Raw genomic sequence first — 18,397 nt, forward strand, 5'->3', positions numbered from 1 at the left:
CAAACGGCTAGCCCGCCAGTTCTTGCCAGCGATGACAAGCGACCTTGTGCTCAACCCCTGCGCTTTCCAACTTCGGTTCCTCCACCCGGCAGCGATCAATCGCGACGGGGCAGCGGGTTTGAAACTTGCAGCCCGGGGGCGGATTGGTGGGCGACGGGATTTCCCCCTCAAGCTTTTGTGCCTTGCCCCGATCATCAGGGTCCAGCGACGGGATCGCAGACAGCAGCGCCTTGGTATAGGGATGGCGCGGGCCCGAAAATAGCGTGCGCGTTGGGGCGGTTTCAACGATGCGGCCCAGATACATGACCGCCACATGATCACAGACATGGGCAACCACGCTTAGGTCGTGGCTGATGAACAAAAACGTCAGCCCCATTTCCTGCTGGATCGCCTTGAGCAGGTTCAAAACATCGGCTTGAATAGACACGTCCAATGCCGCGACGCTTTCATCGGCCACGATAAATTTAGGGCCAGACACCAAGGCGCGCGCGATGGAAATACGCTGCCGTTGCCCGCCGGAAAACGCATGGGGAAAGCGGCGCAGGTGTTCAACGTTCAACCGGCATTTGGCGGCGATTTCGCGGACGCGTTCGTCTGTCTCGGCGCGGCTTTTAGTCAAGCCCATCACCTCGAGCGGTTCGGCGATAATATCGCGCACCGTCATACGCGGGCTAAGCGCGGCATAGGGGTCCTGAAAGATCAACTGCGCGCGTTTGCGGTAATCCTTAAGCTCTTTCTTGCCGAGCTTTTTCAGCGAATACGACACCTCGCCATCGTCGAAAACCACATCGCCCCGACTGATCGGCGCGGCGCGCAGCATGGCACGGCCCAGCGTTGTCTTGCCTGAACCGGATTCACCCACCAGCCCGAAAAAGCTCCCCGGTGCGATTTCGATATCGACGTTTTCAACAGCGCCTACATAGGGTTTCGGGCCGATGATATTGCCACGCAGGGCATAGTGGACGGACAGGCCTTTGGCGGCGATCAGGGGTTTATCGGTCATGCCGTGCCCTCCTTCGCATCGTAGAGATGGCAGGCGGCAAAGTGATCCGCGTCGACGTTATGAAATGCCGGTACTTCGGCAGCGCAGCGCGGGCCGATCACCTCTTGGCAGCGGGTGTTGTAAACACAGCCCGACGGGCGCTCCAACGGCGACGGAATGTCACCGGGGATCGGCGTTAGGGGCGCGTCGATGTCATCAAGCGTTGGCAAGGCAGCCAGCAGCCCACGGGTATAGGGATGCGCCGGCTTGCGGATCACGTCGCGCACCGTGCCTTGTTCGACCAAGCGGCCCAGATACATCACCGCCACCTTGTCCGCCGTCTGCGCAATCACGCCCAGATCATGGGTGATAAAGATGATGCCCATCCCGAATTCCGACACGAGGTCCTTCATCAGATCAATGACCTGCGCCTGAATGGTCACATCCAGCGCCGTTGTCGGTTCGTCCGCGATCAGCAGCTTGGGTTTGGTCGACAGGGCCATCGCGATCATCGCCCGCTGGCGCATCCCGCCTGACAGCTCAAACGCGTATTGGCCAAAGCGGGTGGAGGGATCGGAAATACCGACCCGGTCAAGCATCTCGATCGACACTTCCTTGGCCTGCGGTTTGGAGAAATTCGTGTGGATCAACAGCTGTTCCACCATCTGATCCCCAATTGAAATCGCAGGCGCAAAGCTGGCCATCGGTTCCTGAAAGATCAACGAGATCGACCCACCCCGCACGATCTTCATCTCGCGGTCAGTTTTGAGGGACAATACATCCACCGGTCCGTCTTCGAGATGCAAGGTGATCTTGCTGTCGGGGCCATACACTGCATTGCCGGGGTTCAGCTTCATCAGCGACTTGGCGGTCACGGATTTACCCGACCCGCTTTCTCCAACCAGCCCCATAACCTCGCCTGCCTCAAGGCTGAAGGACACGTTATCGACGGCGGTGATGCGCCCCTCGTCCGTGTCAAATTGCAAGGTCAGGTTTTCAACATCGATTAGTCTGCTCATTTCTTGGTATCCCCATAAGGATCAGCAGCGTCGCGCAGCCCGTCCCCCACAAATACAAACGCCATCACAAGGACGATAAAAAAGATCACCGGAATGAAATACCATTGGTAGTTCAGCAACACATCGGCGCTGGTGACGTTCTGCAACATGACCCCCAGCGAATTCACAGGGTCCTTGAGCCCCAGCCCGATAAAGCTGAGCGCGGTTTCAGACAGCACCATATACGGGAACGAAATAACCAGATCGACGATGATATAGCTGGTGAAGCTGGGCAGCAGATGCTTGCGAATGACATGCCCGCTGGACGCCCCGCACAGCCGCGCCGCCAATACGTATTCCTGATTGCGCTCGGTCAAAATATGCGTCCGCACACGGCGCGCCAGCGTGGGCCATCCGATAAAGCCCAAGATGATCGAGATAAAGAAAAACCTTTCTTCCGCGCTCCACGTGTCGGGGATAAAGGCGGCCAGCGCCATGAACAGCGGGATGGCCGGAATGGTGCGTACCGCGTCCGTCGCCATTTGGATAATGGAATCCGCCCAGCCCCCATAAAAGCCGGAAACACCCCCGATCACGAGGGCCAGCACAAATGCGATCAACACCCCGATGGTACCCACGGCAAGCGACGTGTTGATGGCGTGGAACGTCCGCGAGAAGATGTCCTTGCCGGTTGAATCGGTGCCAAACAGATGGATATACCCCTCGTCCACGCCAAAAAGATGCGTGTCGAAGGTCATGAAAAACAGCGAATATTCGGACCCTTCGACAAAGAACTGCACATAATGGCGTTTGTCTTTGTTGACCGTCGTGACCCATCTGAAATTGGTTTTGATCGATCTTTCGCGTTCAAGCCCATAGATGAAAGGCCGAAACGAACATCCGTTGTCGTCGCAGAAATGCGGCATCGTCGGTGCGCCGTTCAGATAGTCTTTGTCACGGCCCGCAATCGTCGGATCGTAAGGCGTGAGGAACGGCGCGAATATCCCCGACAGGATCAACACCACCAAGACCCAAGCCGCGATCATCGCCGCCTTTTGTTTCTTGAAGCGGGTCCAGATCAGCTGCCCTTGGGATGCGGTGAAATAGGCATCTTTGGCGGTTTGGTCGACGGCGGCGTCATAGCTATTGGTATCTGTCATTTTTATTACCCCAATATGCTGCGACGGATGCGCGGATCGACCAAGGCCAATACGATGTCCGTGATGAAGTTAATGGCCACGATGCTCCCCGTTAGGAAAAAGATAATCGCGCCGGCAAGCTGTTGGTCATTTGACCGCGCCAATGCCTCGATCAGCAGCGACCCCGCTTCTGTCAGGGTCAGGATCAAGGCCACGATGGGCAGTTCGTTAAAGATGCGGTTCAAATCGAACCCCAGCGAGTTGATGATCGGGCTTAGCGCGTGCCGTGCGGGATAGCGCAATAGCAGGCGACGCCCCGATACCCCCCGCGCGGCGGCGGCGGTGACGTAAAGCTTGCTGATCTCGTCCGACATCAGGGCGCGCACGGTTTGGATCGCGAATGCGGTGGCGGACCAGCCTAGGATGAAGACGGGCAACCATACGTGGCCTAAGAAATCTTTGATCTTGCCCGCATCCCATGGGGCGTCTCGATACTCGGGCGAGAAAAGCCCCGTTAAACTGTCGCCGAACATCACTGTTGAGAAAAGCATGATCATCAGGGCCAGCAGGAAGTTCGGCAATGCCAGACCCAGATAGCTGACCAAACGCAGGCCGTTGTTCAAGAACGGGTTGCGCGAAGTCGCGGCGATGATTCCAACGGGAATGGCAATGATATAGGCCAAGAGCAGGGAGCAAAGGCAGATGCCGATGCTCAACCAGACCTTCTGGCCCAGCAGTTGATTGATGTTGAGGCGCAGAATGCAGCTGTCGCCAAATTCGCCTTGGAAGGCGTTGAATATCCAACTGGTCCAGCGTTCCAGAAAGGGCCGGTCAAGGCCAAGGCGCACGCGCTCTGCCTGGATATCAGCGATCGAGATTTGCGCGCCCTGACTGTTTTTAAACGCCAGATAACGTTCGGCACAGTCACCGGGGACCATCTCCATCAAAGAGAAAACAATAAATGAAACGAGGCATAGCGTAAAAAACGCAAGCACCAAGCGTATGAACGCAAACCTTAAGAATTGCACCATGAGTGTATTTGCCCCGTAGCAGATCGCGACCCATTTGGGTTCGATGTTTTAATGGCTGCGGGCCAGTCTAGCTGGCCCGCAACACGGCTTCATTTCAACGAAGGTTGATTATTCGTCAAAGAACCACTGCGACGGACGGTAAGGGTATGTCCGGTAGTAGGCATAAGATGCGGTCTTGAACTCGGGGAAGTTCTTGAGCGAGTTGGAGTGGTAGATCGGCTTTTGCTCTTTCACCGTACCGATGAAGAGCAGATTGCCGGTCATCGCCTCGACCAGTTTCAGACCCAAAGCATCGGATTCAGGGGTGCCAACGGGCGTTGCTTGGAACGCTTTGACATCTTCCATCATCTGCTTGGCATAGGCAGGCGGTTCAACACCGGATGCGCCATCTGAATCAACATATTCGCCCCACAGCATCGCCGTGCGCATGTTGAAGTAGTTGTCATAGGGCGGGATAAAGATTTCCGCGTTGCCCAAGACTACAGCCAAAGGTACCGATTTCTCCCAAAGCGTCACGTCCAGTTGGTTAGACGATTGCGAGGACCGGTATTCGTCCGAGGTGACTTCCTTGACCGTGTTGTTGATCCCCACGTCGCGCCAGCTTTGGCCAACCAGTTCAACAATCTTGATCGAAATCCCTTGCGTTGCGACTTGCAGGTTCAGGGTCAACGCTTCGCCATTTGGCAGTTCGCGCATACCGTCGCCGTCCACGTCAACAACACCGATTTCATCCAGCAAGGATTTAGCCATTTCAGGATCGAACTGCGCGTAGTGCTGTTCCCATTCCGGTGTTACAAAGTCGGGTGTGGGGGAAAAGCCGACATATTGCTGCGGCGTCCCCAGACCGAACATTGCGACCTCGTTGATCTCGTCGCGGTTCATTGCAACAGACATGGCCTGACGGAATTTCAGATCGCCAAACACTTTGCGTTTTTCCAGATCTTCCGACGTCACGTTGAACGCAAAAGTGGGCATTGTGATGTCAGGCTTCAGATCGACGGTAAAGCCGGATTTCTCTTGGTTTTCCATCAGCAATGGCACGTAGTCGATTTGCAAAGCCTGCGCTTTATAATCAACTTCGCCATTCACCAGCTTCAGCAAGCGTACTTCGCTTTCGCCAACGAAAATCTCGTCCATTTCGTTGATATAGGGCAGTTGCTGGCCCGCTGTATCGACCATGTAGTAATAAGGGTTCGCAACGAATTGGCGGCCCTCGGTCGTCTCGGAAATCACGATGTGGCTTTCCAAGGTCGGTGCCGCATCCAATGGCAGGTTCGCAACCTTGTCGGGATGCGCCAGCATTGGCGTTGGCGTGTCCATCCAGTCAGAGCTGCCGTAATATGCCTTGATCAGGTCATAACCGCCCTCGAAACCCAGCGATTGCGCAAGCGTGTCGGCATCAGGGTTGATATCGGGGTGATACTGGCCAAGGAAGTGCTTGGGCTGGAAGCCTTGGGCGTAGTGGTTGGCGAAATGCGCCAAGAAGCCGGGCTTGGGCGATGGCATGGTGAAACGCACGGTCAGCGAGTCGATAACATCCACCTGCATCGGTTCGCCGCCAGCTAGAACATAATCCTTGGGGCTTTCGATGACGTTGGAATCCAGCGCAAGGTTTTCATACCAAAACGCTACATCCTCGGCACCAAAGGGTTCACCGTCAGACCATTTGTGGCCTTCACGCAGAACAAATGTCAGCTGGGTGAAATCATCATTCCATGACCAGCTTTTGGCCACGTTCGGCACAATCGTGGTCAGGTCATCGGCATAGCGCACCAGATTTACGTGACGCACAGACATAAAGTCTGACGTACCGGCTTCGGTCGCGTTGGACAGCGCGTTGAACATGCCGCCGTAGCTGCCGATCATGTCATAGGGTGCAACGACCAGCGGTTCGGAAGGCAAACGATCAGCCAGCGCGGGCATGTCGGGGTTGCCGCGGATACGGCCGTTCAGTGCGGCGATATCAGGGTTTTCCGACATCTCGAGCGTACAGTCGGCCAATCCTTGAAATTCAGCCAACTCGTATTGTTGGGGGAACGCGCCAGCGGCGACGCCCATCGGGTCGGATACGGTGACAGCCGGACAGGCCGCCATCGCAGCGCCAGCAACAAACGTCATCGCTGCGCTGGATAATAGTACCTTCTTCATTCGTCTCTCCTTGTTGGTGGTGATCTGCGTGTCCTTTGTCGGATCGCTGGGCTTTGTGCCCTTTTTTCTCCGATTGCGTTTTTCGCAATTTTTTAGTGTTAGTATGCCAATGTAAAAACCCTGCGACAGATAACCCGATCACTGCACAACATTTTTGCGCCTTGATTGAGGATTTTCGTAAGATTTGGAAAAACTGCCGCATGATGAGGCAGATATCGCGCGAAACGTGGCATGGATAAGCACCGGAATGCCTGCCACAACGTTTGGCCGTGGCTCCCCACGGCGAATGTTAGCTTTTCGAATGTTGCATTGGTCGGTGCCTCTTTTACAGGCGCGCACAATGTTTTTGACATGAAGACATCCCAGTAGATGGCCAAGCGTGCGGTTTTTCTAAGCCACCTGTCAACAGTTTCCATTCACGCGGCGACGCCGTTGCCGCCAACAGAAAATCGAGCGGATGGGTGGAATTGGGATTTTTTTGCATAATTGGGCGTGAGCCGCTTGCGCCGCAGGCACGCCTGCAACCTCAGTTAATTCTTATATCGCTTTTGAACACGCGGCCCTTCGTTCGTGATCGTGGCCAGTGACAGGGTATTATCCATATTTTTCATACGGTGCTGCAGCATCATCCGGGTCAACCGGTACAGATCGCCTGCAAATTCGGTGCGTTCGACCACATTTTCGGCCTCACCCCGGCCTTGGTGATCATAAAGGATCGGCGGCAGATCAGCGGCAAACATCACGAGGGTAAACCGGTCGTCGCGCAGGATAGACAGGGATGAATCGCTGGGACCAGTGCCTAGGGTCCGCTCCCACAGGGTGGGTTCCTCGGGTTCGGAAAAGTCGAGTTCGGAGAACGAATAGGTGCGCCAGTCCTCAGGCGTCTTGCCTGCCAAGAGCGGCAGCAGCGACCGTCCGTCCATCGCGTTGGGAATGTCTTGGCCCACCCAATCAAGAATGGTTGGCGTGATGTCGATGGTTTCCACGGGCGTCGTGACCACCGCCCCTGCCCGATCCTCGTTGCCCGGTTGGCGTATGATCAATGGCGTGTGAAAGGCCGCGTCATGAGGGGTAAACTTGCTCCAACAATGGCGGTCGCCCAACATCTCGCCGTGGTCGGCTGTCACGATCAGCAAGGTGTCATCATATTGACCGCTGTCTTTCAGGAACTGCACCACCCGCCCGACATGCGCGTCCACTTCGGTGATCAGTCCGAAATACACCGCACGCAGCGCTTGGATATTTTCGTCTGACGGTTCCAGATCGGGAAAGCCAACGACATTCCCCGCCGGGGTCTTTTGCGCAATCGTCGGGTCGAAAAACGGGTGCTGCGCAATCTCGGTCGCTGGATCAGCGTGGCGTTCGGGCAGCGGTATGTCGCAAGGGGCGTACATATCGTTATAGGGTGCGGGGGCCACAAGCGGCGGATGCGGCCGGATATAGGTCAGATGCGCGAACCAGTCCTGATCGCGGTAAGCTGGCATCGTTGCAAGGAAACGGTCGGTCAGAAACGCCGTATCGCTGTCAGCCGCATCATAGAGCGCAGGATCATTGACCTTTGGTGCCTCTCCCTTGGGCGAAACCGGTTTAAAGACATCTTGATAGGTTTCGAAATGATACCCCTTATCCATCAAATGCGACCGCCACGGATAGGACATCTCGAACCGCATCTCCAAGGCTTCCTGAAACCCGTTCATCGGATATTCATAGCTGTGCATCGCGGGATCATTGGGTGGAAAGACACGCGGGTCTTGGGTCGTGTCCGTATAGCCGAACAGCATCGGCACATAGCCGGATTTACGCATTTCAGTCGCGACATTGGGTACATCATGGCGTAGCGGGGTGCCGTTGCGTACTGACCGATGGTTCATCGCATATTGCCCCGTCAGCAAAGACGCGCGTGACGGGCCGCAGGGGGATACGACCGAAAAATGACGCTCAAACGTCACAGCATCCGCCATCAGCGCCCGCAGGTTTGGAATGTCGATATGATCCGCCAAGGCCCCAAAGACGCAATCGGCACGCAATTGATCAATGACGATAAAAAGAACGTTTTTAGTGCTGCCCATGATGGTGCCCTCTTGATGCGGTTCCCTCATCTAGCCTCAGAAAGGTCACTGCTGGAAAGAGGGTAAATCGAAAAATCGCTACGCCGGCATCGGTTGCACAATTTACGCGCAGCTTGCCAATCTGGTCTTTTGGGTAAATGCTTGTGTCAGGGCGAATGTTGCGCGGTTCTATTGCGGCCGCTTTTGCCCCTAACTAATTTTCCGAAAGACCCATATGTCGCCGTTCATTATCGCAATTATCCTTTCGGCGGCCCTGCTTCATGCGATCTGGAATGCCATTGTAAAAACGGCCGCTGACAGAACAACGACCCTTGGGTTGGTCGCTTTGGGGCAGGTGCTGCCGGGGTTGGTCATGATCATCTGGCTGCCCCTGCCCAACATGCAAAGCGCGCCCTATATCGCCATGTCGACGGTTGTTCATTTCGGATATTTCTATCTGCTGGGTCGCGCCTACCAATACGGGGACCTCAGTGTTGTTTACCCGATTGCCCGTGGCATCGTCCCCGCACTTGTCTCGCTTTGGGCATTCCTATTGCTGGGCGAAGTTCTGTCGCTATTGGCATGGGCCGGCATTGGCCTGATCGCCGCCGGTATCATCCTAAGCAACTGGGGCGCGCTCAGATCGGGGATCGGCAAAGCAGCACTGTTCCTGTCGCTTGGAACGGGCTTTTGCATATCCATTTATTCCTTGGTGGACGGTGTCGGCGTTCGCCTTTCGGGCAACACGCTCAGCTATTGGGCTTGGGGCGCATTTTTGCATATTTTCATCGCGGGGTTTATCGGCTGGCGCAAGCGCAGCACCCTATCACAGCTGCCGCTGAACGTGTGCTTTGTGGGCATGGCGGGCGGAATGGTGTCCATCATCGCCTATGGCTTGGTGCTTTATGCCAAAAACTTTGCCCCATTGGGCGCGGTTTCAGCCCTGCGTGAAACATCTGTCATCTTTGCCACCCTCATCGGCTTCATCATCCTGAAAGAGGGCAATTGGAAGCGCCGCTTGGGTGCGGCTTTCCTGATGACCATCGGGATCATTGTTATCGGGATGAACGCCTAGCAGCTTTGCAAAATTGACGGGATGACCCCTTGGCGCGGCTTTGCTAGGGTCCGTGAAATTCCAGACACATCTTCACCAGCAAAACTCCGAAAGCTTTACATGACCGAAACATCATTTCCCGCCGCTGCGGGCCTTGGCACTTTTGAACGCTGGCTTTCGGTATGGGTGGCGCTTGCCATCGGGGCGGGGCTGATCCTGGGCAATCTGTTCCCCAGCGTCTTTGCAGCCCTCGCCGCGCTTGAGGTTGCATCGGTCAACTTGCCTGTTGCTGTGCTGATCTGGGCGATGGTTTACCCGATGATGGTTGGCGTCGATTTCACCGCCCTGCGGCAGGTTGGGAGCAAACCCAAAGGGCTGGCCGTGACACTGGTGGTCAATTGGTTGATCAAACCCTTCACAATGGCGGCCCTTGGGGTTCTGTTCTTTGAGCATGTCTTTGCCAGCTTTATCCCGGCCGATGATGCCCAAGCTTATCTGGCTGGGGTGATCTTGCTCGGGGCTGCCCCCTGCACCGCGATGGTGTTTGTCTGGTCGAACCTTACGCGCGGTGACGCCACCTATACCTTGGTGCAGGTCAGTGTGAACGACGTGATCATGGTGTTTGCCTTCGCTCCAATCGTGGCATTCCTACTGGGTGTGACGGATATCGTTGTACCTTGGGATACATTGCTGATTTCAGTGGGCCTGTATGTGATGCTGCCGCTGCTGGCGGGGTATCTGACGCGCAGCCGCCTTGTGGCCAAAGGTGGGACCGCCGCGGTGGATGCTTTCAAATCCCGCGTTCAACCATTTTCAGTCATCGGTCTGTTGGTCACGGTTGTGCTGCTCTTTGGCTTTCAGGGCGAGGTCATTCTAGACCGCCCGCTTGTCATCGCGCTGATCGCTGTTCCGCTGCTGATCCAATCCTACGGCATCTTCTTTCTCGCCTACGGTGCCGCGCGCGCTTGGGGCATTCCGTTCAACGTCGCGGCCCCCTGCGCGCTTATCGGCACCTCGAACTTTTTTGAACTGGCAGTCGCCGTGGCCATCAGCCTGTTTGGCCTAGGCTCCGGTGCGGCCCTTGCAACCGTCGTTGGTGTTTTGGTCGAAGTGCCTGTCATGCTATCGCTTGTCGCCTTTGCGAACCGGACCCAACACTGGTTTCCGAAAGATACCCCGCCCGCGCCCCGGTAATCGCATCATGGTGCCCCACACTTGGAGATGCCAAAGCCCTACGAACGTCATCGGAAAACTCTCATTGAATTTGTTCGCTTTTGGCTCTTGCTCCCTTGGGAACCTATCGCTAAACGGGTCAGCGGAGACGTGGCCGAGTGGTCGAAGGCGCTCCCCTGCTAAGGGAGTAGGCCCGGAAGGGTCTCGAGGGTTCGAATCCCTTCGTCTCCGCCACCATAACTTTTTGTTGGATTTGAATGGGCCGCTTTAAGCGGCCTTTTTCTATTGTTTGCATAGACTTGATGGCGCTCTTCGATTGCCTTGAGTTTCTTTCGATAGCGCCTATATTCATTCCTTGAGTGGTATGGAATGTGGTATTTTTGAATGGCCTTATCCGGCAAATTGACGAAGAAGCTGGTTGAGCACCTCGGCGCTGGGAGGCATGGCGACGGTAACGGTCTATACTTGGTGGTCGATCCCTCAGGCGCACGGCGCTGGATCGTGCGTGTGGTTGTGAAAGGCCAGAAAAACAAGAAAGGCGCACCGTTGCGCACGGACTTTGGTCTTGGCGGCGCTGATATCGTCACCATCAACCAAGCGCGCGAGCGGGCGCTAGAATACCGCCGCATGGCCAAGCAAGGCTTGAACCCACGTTTCAACGCTGCTCGTGAAATCCCGACCTTTCAAGAGGTCGCCCAGCAGGTGCATATCGACCGAATGCCGACGTGGAAAAACGCCAAGCATGGGCAGCAGTGGATCAACACCTTACGCGATTATGCCTTCCCCAAGATTGGGCGCATGCCAATTGATAGCATCGATCAGCCCGAGGTTATGATGTGCCTTGCGCCAATCTGGGCGGAAAAGCATGAAACCGCAAAGCGATTGGCCCAACGCATAAAGGTGGTGCTGGATGTAGCGCGGTCTAAAGGGTTCCGTTCGGGGGAGAACCCTGTGACGTTGATCAAAGATGCCAAGGTCTTGCCCAAGGTGAAGGCGAAGGTGAAGCACCACAAGGCGATGGCTTGGCAGGATGTGCCGACCTTCTATGGTGATCTTGCAAGCCGGGATGCTATGGCCGCGAATGCACTACGATTTACCTGCCTGACAGGATCTCGCACCACTGAGGTGCTTAAGATCCGTTGGGAAGAGATCGACTTCGATGCGGGTGTTTGGACCTGCCCTGCGGAGCGCATGAAGGGGCATGAAGAACACCGTGTCCCCTTGACCGACCAAATGCTGGAAATCATCGAACCTTTGAAGGCGCTTAAATCGGATTTTGTTTTTGAGGGGCAAAAGCGCAATCACCCCTTGTCTAACATGGCGATGCTGATGTTGTTGCGCCGGATGGGTATTGAAGGGGTTACCGTGCATGGCTTTCGATCGACTTTCCGGGACTGGGTCTCTGAGACTGGAAACGGTCAGTGGGAAGTCGCAGAACGGAGCTTGTCTCACAAGGTCGGCTCAAAGGTCGAGAGGGCCTATGCACGGTCTGATTTGCTTGAGAAAAGGCGGGCCTTGATGGCGCAGTGGTCTGATTTTGTCACAATTACAAAGCTCTCATTGGAGCGATCATGAAAACAGTGTCTATCGATGGTGCTCAACTTACATCCCTAGAGCTTTATCGGATGGCATTGAGTGAAGACAGTCAAGAGAAGCGCCTTAGGGCGATCGAGGTTGTGACCCATGATGTCGTCGCCAGGCAATTGAATTTATTTGCCTCTAGCAAAGGTAAAGGGTGGCCATCCGATCCAAAATATTCAGAATTCTCAAATTTGGTAATGCAATCGGCGGGTGAGAGGTACGAGGCCGCCATCGAGCTTGGGGAAATCTCGCGGCGATATGATGAAGGAACGGACCGAAATCTCTATGTAGCCGAACTTGTCGGCATGAATATTTTTATGTCTATTAAGGCTCAAAGCTTCCAAGGGCTTCACACCGAGGGTGGGATTTTTGAGCAAGTGAGAGCCTATGCGCGAGCCAATGAAATCACAGGGGCAAGAAACAAAGCTCTGCTTTTGGAGCATTGGCGTACGTATCAGGGCGTCGTGCATTTAGGAATGGCAATGCGGCTCTGCGCTGCGAACCCTGAACAGGGCTATGATGTACTTGATCTTGCTGAAGGGATTCGCCTTGCTCTGAATTCGCACGGCCCGAAAAACAGGAATACCCCGTACGTAAACGAAGAAATTCAAATTTCATTTGTATTGAAAACAATAGCTTAGATAATTGTTGCGGAGTCCCACTTTTTTTGGGGGAATTACGAAAGCAGGGAAACTAGCCGTATCCATCCGTTGTAACTCAAAGCAATGGAAGGAATTCAGGTGGTGCCCAATCTCTTCGACAATGATCGCAACTACGTCTTGGGCGATCCCGAACTCAACATTATTGGTGATCGCGCCAAGCTGGCGCAATGGCGTCACAAGATGAAGGGCCCTGCCTTTTACAAACTGGGTCGTAAAGTTATCTACCGCGGCTCCGATCTCAATGCCTGGGCAGAAGCTAATCGCACCGATCCCAACGAGGACGGGGTGGACTAATGTCTGCGCGCTTTCCCATCCAAACGTACCAGAAAGACTTTTCCGGCACCTGGACCAACGCTCTGGGGTGTTGCCCCTCAGCTGATTTTGGGTGGGCTTAAGCATGCCGACCAAGTCAGAGCCCAGGCAGCTAGGTCTGTTTGAGGGGCTCGCTCCGTATCCAAAGCCGGAAGCTGACGCACCCAATGAACTGCCAGCGACCTGCACTCATTGTGCAGAGCAATACTTGTCGGACCATCAGGTAGCGGCGCGCTTCGATATCTCAAAGGCGACGGTATGGCGTTGGCACGACAGCAATCCGCATTTTCCTCGGCGGATCAAGCTGAGCCCGGGCACCTCCCGCTGGAAGCTGAGCGAGCTAATCGGGTTCGAGACGAAAATGCAGGAGGCGTGCACCGCGAACAATCTGGCCAAGGCGAAGGGTCGTCCCAGATGAGCAAATCTTACAAAGGTATACGTCTCAAACAGCACAGAGTGTACTCTGTCGAGCAGTTGATGGCAGCATATTCAGTCACCGCAAACACGGTATCTAATTGGGTTGGAGAAGGCTTGCGACCATCCGATAACAAAAAGCCATATTTGTTCCGAGGCGCGGCAGTTGAAGAGTTTCACAGGCGCAAGCGTCTGACGGTCAAAAACAAGTTGCAGCCCGGGCAGTTCCAGTGCTGGGGATGCCAGACCTCAGTGTTTCCAGCTGTCGAAACGGTCGTTGATTATTTAGCCGAAAATGGGCGGCACATGTACACTGCCGTCTGTCCCTATTGCTCGACTAAGCTTCAAAAGATATCAGGTGAGACTGATCGAGACTTGGTTGAGGATTGTCGCAATCCAAATACCCCCATGGACTGCCTACACGAAGAAAAGGCCTCAGTTCGTGGGGGTATTTGGATTAAAGCGGAAAATGATGCCCCAAATTTCCATGCGGAGAACGACAGGATCATCCACAAATGGCAAACCTATGCTGGTGGTTATAGCGAAAAAACCATCGATAAGCATCTTGCGGCGATCCGCTTCTTCGAGAGCAATTTGAAAGGCAAGCCTTTTGCCAAGCTCACCACAGATGATTTTGCGGCTGTGCGCGATGAGCTGAAAAGGCTTTCGAAAGCGCAAGCCCCGAATAATTTGTCCGCATCAACGATCAAACATTACGTTTCCCATCTCAAAGCATTCTTCGATTGGTTGTTAAAGCAGGAGGGCTACAGACGCTTGCCAAGGGATTTTGACGGGTATCTCAAACTGTCAAAGGCTGTCCTTGCGCAAGCCGCGCAGGTTAAACAGAAAGATTACCCTACCCTTTCCGAGGCCGAAGAGCTCTTGGACGCTATGCCGTCCAAGTCTTTGGTCGATCTGCGGGCTCGTGCGATTTTTGCTCTGGCCTTTCTTGGCGCATTGCGAGCAGATACTTTGGTATCTCTTCTGGTCAAACACGTCGATATCGAGCGGCGGTTGATCTTGCAGGATGCCAGCATCGTCCGGACAAAAGCAGGCAAAAGCCTGAATATCATCTGGTTCCAGATCCCTACGGTTTTTGAAAAATCGGTCGTTGAGTGGGTGGTAAGGCTCCAATACTTAGGCTTTACGGGAGAGGACGCCCTGTTTCCTGATACGAAAAACTTGAAGCATCGCATCCGTGTAAATGGACGCAACGCGGCCCCAGTTCCGGTAATGTCCACAACGCATGCCGTGACCGATGCATTCAGCATCGCCAGCCGAAATAGTGCGGCCAAATACACGCCACATGCCGCGAAGCACACGATCGGTGCCGAACGTGATGTGCGCTCTCTTACCCACGAAGAGCGTAAAGCTTGGTCTCTCAACATGGGGCACGATAGCGAGCTCACCACTGAACGTCACTACGGGACGATGCCAGATGATAGGCGCTTCGAAGTTCTGGAGAGCATTGGCAGTAAAAAAACAATTGACCCTAGAAACCTGTCCGAAAGTGAAAAAGCCAAGGTCTTCGACAGTATACTCGAGGCATTCAGCAACGGTAGATAGGAAGAAGAGTGTCGTCAAACTATTGCCCCGCCCGGTTAGGGAGGGCTGTCTGACGTCAGCGCCCCTGGGGCCAAATAGCCCTATTTGATAAGAGAGTGCTTTTTGCTCATCGTAATTTTCTCACTTCAGAAATCTGTGCATTATTCAGGATAGCATGAATTAACTTCATAGTGCCAAAGTCATAGTTAGAAACAATTTTCTACTTGACCGATAGCTACTCCTCAATATACACTTATTACGTGTGTATACATTGAGTATATACCGCATTGAGCGGACGCGAATTTGGCTTAGTTTTTTTGCATATTTCTGCCATCAGCCATTTCCGCTCGCTTCACTTAGGATCAAGCGAAATAGGAGTTTTTTGCAATGGCTAATGGCTCAATAGATATCACGATTGTGGAACCGCAGTCCGGGATGGACCCAGATCTTCGCAGTCTTAGAATAGAAATGAACGAACCCGATGACGGCTCAGATCCGGTTGACCATTTGCGATCGGTCTTGGGGAACGATGTCTTTAATAAATTTTTATGGATAGCATCATTTGATGGAAGCATGAATCTCGTGCTTTCCACGGTACGCGAACCCCTACCCGTAGATGAATTCAACGACGTGATGGACGCCCTGAAAGCGTGCCCTACAGTTGCCTCGGTCCAGTTGATGTATCAGGAACCCGACGATTTGGTCGGGCTCGAAAAGGCAGAGGACCGTATGGCGGGCTACGATTCCAGTTGGTACTGGCCGACCTCCGAAAGATTGCCTAGATCTTCTTATACTGCACCCGCACCGATCAGAATCGCGCAGGCGGACTCTGGAGTGTCGATGCAGCCATGTTTGATAGGTGGGTTTGATCCCGCAAAGAGCATGAGTTTCTTCTTCCCGCCAGGTCAGCGCGAAGGTAAAGGTGTAATCTGCTGGGATCACGGCGCGCCGTATTTCATCGGCCATGGTACCAGCACAGCTGGGCTGGTTATCGGACAACCCGCGGATGGCATGAAGCTTTACGGGATGACGGTCCGGGACGTGGTCGATCTGGTGCCATGCCGTGTCGCCGACAGCGTACTGTTGGCCCCGCCCGATCTTAAACGCCTAGCTGAATGCATCGACTGGGCGGTGGGCGAAGGGATTAAGGTGATCACAATCAGTCTTGGCGCAATCGCCGCTCCGCAAGATCCGGCCCTGATTACTCTGACAAAGGCGGTCGAGAATGCGTTCAAGAAAGGCGTAATAATTTGCGCAGCCGCCGGACAGATTGCACCTGGTATGATCTGGCCCGGGGTCTATTCTCTAAAAGGTTGGCTGATCGCTTGTGGTCCCAGCAAAGCAGACAACCTTCCGTCGGCGCAAAGCATCTGGCCCGGTTTTCAGGACGGCTATGTGACGATTGCCGCCCCCGGGGAAAACATGCCTCGAACGGGGTGGAAAGACGACCGCTGCGCCACCAATATTCCCGAGTTAGGAGTAAGTGAAGGATCTTCCTACTCCACCGCCTATACAGCTTCGGTCGCGGCATTGTGGTGGGCATACAACTACGATGCTTTGTCCAATATGGATCCGCGCCAGATCGTGCCGCTGTTCCGCAACACGCTGCAGAAAACCTGCACTCCCTGGAACGGTAAGTACAACACGTCCAAATTCGGCCCAGGTATCGTAGACCCAAACAAAGCCATTTCGTCTATGAAAGCTCCTCAGGATTTGAAGATTGATTCAAGCGGCTCAGGCCATGTGGAACGTGTTTCTGGAGGCACCTATCGCAACTTGACCTTGCATGCGCATGGCTCTGGGTCGATCCACGTAATTGACCCAGTATTTGTCGAAGGTAAACTTACACTGATCAGCGAAGCCTCGGCGGCAATTAATATGTCCGGAACAATTATCTGCAAGGAGCTCGAGATTAAAGTCAAAAACTCGGGGCGCATCAATGCTGACGACCTCGAATACTACGACAAATGCCACGTGGATATTTTACATGCTGGTGTGCTGGAAGCCTACATCGCCGCCGAGGGTCCGATGAGCGGCAGCGTCAAGGGGCCCGAATTTTTTAACGGATCGACTCTTAGGGCGTGGATTCACTGGCGCAGTGGACGCAAGAAAGTCTCAATCTCCAAGGATTGGATGTCCACCGTGGATATCTCCAACAACTGGCCGGGACGCTGGGCCTGAGACCCGAGTGAACAGCTTTTTAAGAAAAGAAGTCCCTGGCAGCCCTATGTAAATCAGCAGATGGCTGCCAAAATTCGCATACCGTGACTTCGTAACAGGGCAGCAAAGAGGGTCGAAATGCGCGCTCACAAAAATGCAATTTTTTTTGAATACCAAGCAACAAAAATCCCGTCCACTTTCCTGATTGTCGGTAATCCGAGAGCGGCCATTTCCTTCGGGCAAAGCACAGGTTTGTAGCCGGGGCGTAGAAGCCGGATCCTAACACCCAGAATATCAGCTTTTCCAAAGTTTAGTCTGCGATTTCAAGTGCGCGGAAAAGGTAGGAAAACCGTCCATGTCGTTTTTAGCCGCACCCGCGTCAATCGAAAGCGGCCATTGGCGCAACCGCAGCGAAATCGCAGTAAGACCAATATTGTAAGTATCGGCGCAGGATGCAGAAAATGATAAGTTCGAGCCCATGACTGGGGAAACCATTGATTTAAAACATGGGCCAAGCTTGTTTCTAAATTGCTAGGCTAAGCAACAAAATACGCTTTTTATGATCTCAAAGACTTGTACACGGTGGCTCGCCCAATCCCAAGCTCCTTGGCAATTGCAGTTGCACCCATGCCTGATTGGCTCAGCTCTTTGACTTTAGCGTCATCGACAACCTTCGGACGCCCCTTGTAGAGTCCCTTTGCTTTTGCTTTGGCGATCCCCTCTGCTTGGCGTTTACGAATGATGTTTCTCTCAAATTCAGCGAAAGCCCCCATCATTTGAAGTTGTAGTGTTGCAAAGGCATCGTCTGACTTAGCTGAAAATGTCAGACCTTCGGTTTTGAAGGTAATCGAGACGCCTTTGTCGTTCAGTCTCTGAATAATCGATTGCAGATCCCGAAGATCTCTGGCCAGCCGGTCGATGCTATGGACAACAACAGCGTCATCTTCTCGAACCCATTCAAGCATTGCGTTGAGCGCTGGGCGGTCTTTGGCGCTTTTTCCAGATAGCTTTTCTTCAAACAGCTTATCAACGTCCCCCAAGTCCTGCCGATCGAAGTTTTGCTCTACGGTGCTGACACGTCGGTAACCAACTATAGACATAGTTGTCTCCTTTAACATTAGACCTTTTAAGAATACCGTCTCTTAATTCA

At 53.9% G+C, this 18,397-nt stretch carries 14 protein-coding genes and 1 tRNA gene; 8 read left to right on the forward strand and 7 right to left on the reverse strand.

The features are described from left to right. Positions 1 to 7: 7 nt before the first annotated feature. From WNY39_RS15295 to WNY39_RS15320, 6 genes are all read right to left on the reverse strand, one after another. Positions 8 to 1,003 (reverse strand): oligopeptide/dipeptide ABC transporter ATP-binding protein, encoded by a 996-nt coding sequence (locus tag WNY39_RS15295; RefSeq protein ID WP_342846880.1) that lies wholly within the window; start codon positions 1,001 to 1,003, stop codon positions 8 to 10. Beyond that, a complete protein-coding gene (locus tag WNY39_RS15300) occupies positions 1,000 to 2,001 on the reverse strand; it encodes an ABC transporter ATP-binding protein (protein ID WP_342846882.1) in 1,002 nt (333 codons plus the stop codon). Before WNY39_RS15300 ends, WNY39_RS15295 begins: the two co-directional genes overlap by 4 nt. Then, on the reverse strand, positions 1,998 to 3,140 hold the full coding sequence (locus WNY39_RS15305; protein ID WP_342846884.1) for an ABC transporter permease: 1,143 nt from the start codon (positions 3,138 to 3,140) through the stop codon (positions 1,998 to 2,000). The genes WNY39_RS15300 and WNY39_RS15305 overlap by 4 nt, the downstream gene beginning before the upstream one ends. 5 nt (positions 3,141 to 3,145) lie before the next feature. Continuing rightward, positions 3,146 to 4,150, reverse strand: coding sequence for an ABC transporter permease (locus WNY39_RS15310; protein ID WP_342846886.1), 1,005 nt, complete (start codon positions 4,148 to 4,150; stop codon positions 3,146 to 3,148). Between the two features lie 108 nt (positions 4,151 to 4,258). Continuing rightward, the gene (locus tag WNY39_RS15315; protein WP_342846888.1) at positions 4,259 to 6,298 is read right to left on the reverse strand and encodes an ABC transporter substrate-binding protein; all 2,040 of its coding nucleotides are present in this window, start codon (positions 6,296 to 6,298) and stop codon (positions 4,259 to 4,261) included. Between the two features lie 530 nt (positions 6,299 to 6,828). Continuing rightward, positions 6,829 to 8,367: a sulfatase-like hydrolase/transferase gene (locus WNY39_RS15320; protein ID WP_342846890.1), complete on the reverse strand. Its 1,539-nt coding sequence runs from the start codon at positions 8,365 to 8,367 to the stop codon at positions 6,829 to 6,831. 214 nt (positions 8,368 to 8,581) lie between these two features. On the opposite strand from WNY39_RS15320, the gene WNY39_RS15325 reads away from it, so the two are divergent. The 8 genes from WNY39_RS15325 to WNY39_RS15360 all read left to right on the forward strand — a co-directional run bounded on the left by WNY39_RS15325 (position 8,582) and on the right by WNY39_RS15360 (position 17,268). Next, a complete protein-coding gene (locus WNY39_RS15325) occupies positions 8,582 to 9,421 on the forward strand; it encodes a DMT family transporter (protein ID WP_342846892.1) in 840 nt (279 codons plus the stop codon). Between the two features lie 99 nt (positions 9,422 to 9,520). Continuing rightward, positions 9,521 to 10,594: an ACR3 family arsenite efflux transporter gene (gene arsB / locus WNY39_RS15330; protein WP_342846894.1), complete on the forward strand. Its 1,074-nt coding sequence runs from the start codon at positions 9,521 to 9,523 to the stop codon at positions 10,592 to 10,594. Between the two features lie 123 nt (positions 10,595 to 10,717). Next, positions 10,718 to 10,807 (forward strand) — tRNA-Ser (locus WNY39_RS15335). Positions 10,808 to 10,957: 150 nt separating this feature from the next. Continuing rightward, complete coding sequence (locus WNY39_RS15340; RefSeq protein ID WP_342846896.1) at positions 10,958 to 12,148, forward strand: tyrosine-type recombinase/integrase; 1,191 nt, start codon at positions 10,958 to 10,960, stop codon at positions 12,146 to 12,148. After that, positions 12,145 to 12,795: a hypothetical protein gene (locus WNY39_RS15345; RefSeq protein ID WP_342846898.1), complete on the forward strand. Its 651-nt coding sequence runs from the start codon at positions 12,145 to 12,147 to the stop codon at positions 12,793 to 12,795. Before WNY39_RS15340 ends, WNY39_RS15345 begins: the two co-directional genes overlap by 4 nt. A gap of 102 nt (positions 12,796 to 12,897) precedes the next feature. After that, positions 12,898 to 13,110: a MerR family transcriptional regulator gene (locus WNY39_RS15350; protein ID WP_342846900.1), complete on the forward strand. Its 213-nt coding sequence runs from the start codon at positions 12,898 to 12,900 to the stop codon at positions 13,108 to 13,110. A 432-nt stretch (positions 13,111 to 13,542) separates the two neighbouring features. After that, a complete protein-coding gene (locus WNY39_RS15355; protein ID WP_342846902.1) occupies positions 13,543 to 15,108 on the forward strand; it encodes a site-specific integrase in 1,566 nt (521 codons plus the stop codon). Positions 15,109 to 15,555: 447 nt separating this feature from the next. Further along, positions 15,556 to 17,268, forward strand: a complete 1,713-nt coding sequence (locus WNY39_RS15360; protein ID WP_342846904.1) for a S8 family serine peptidase — start codon at positions 15,556 to 15,558, stop codon at positions 17,266 to 17,268. Between the two features lie 536 nt (positions 17,269 to 17,804). On the opposite strand, the gene WNY39_RS15365 is transcribed toward WNY39_RS15360, so the two are convergent. Then, a complete protein-coding gene (locus WNY39_RS15365) occupies positions 17,805 to 18,347 on the reverse strand; it encodes a recombinase family protein (RefSeq protein WP_342846906.1) in 543 nt (180 codons plus the stop codon). Between the last annotated feature and the right edge of the window lie 50 nt (positions 18,348 to 18,397).

Origin of the sequence: Sulfitobacter sp. AS59 (genome assembly GCF_038899995.1) — a bacterium.
In the GTDB taxonomy this organism is placed as follows: Bacteria; Pseudomonadota; Alphaproteobacteria; order Rhodobacterales; family Rhodobacteraceae; genus Sulfitobacter.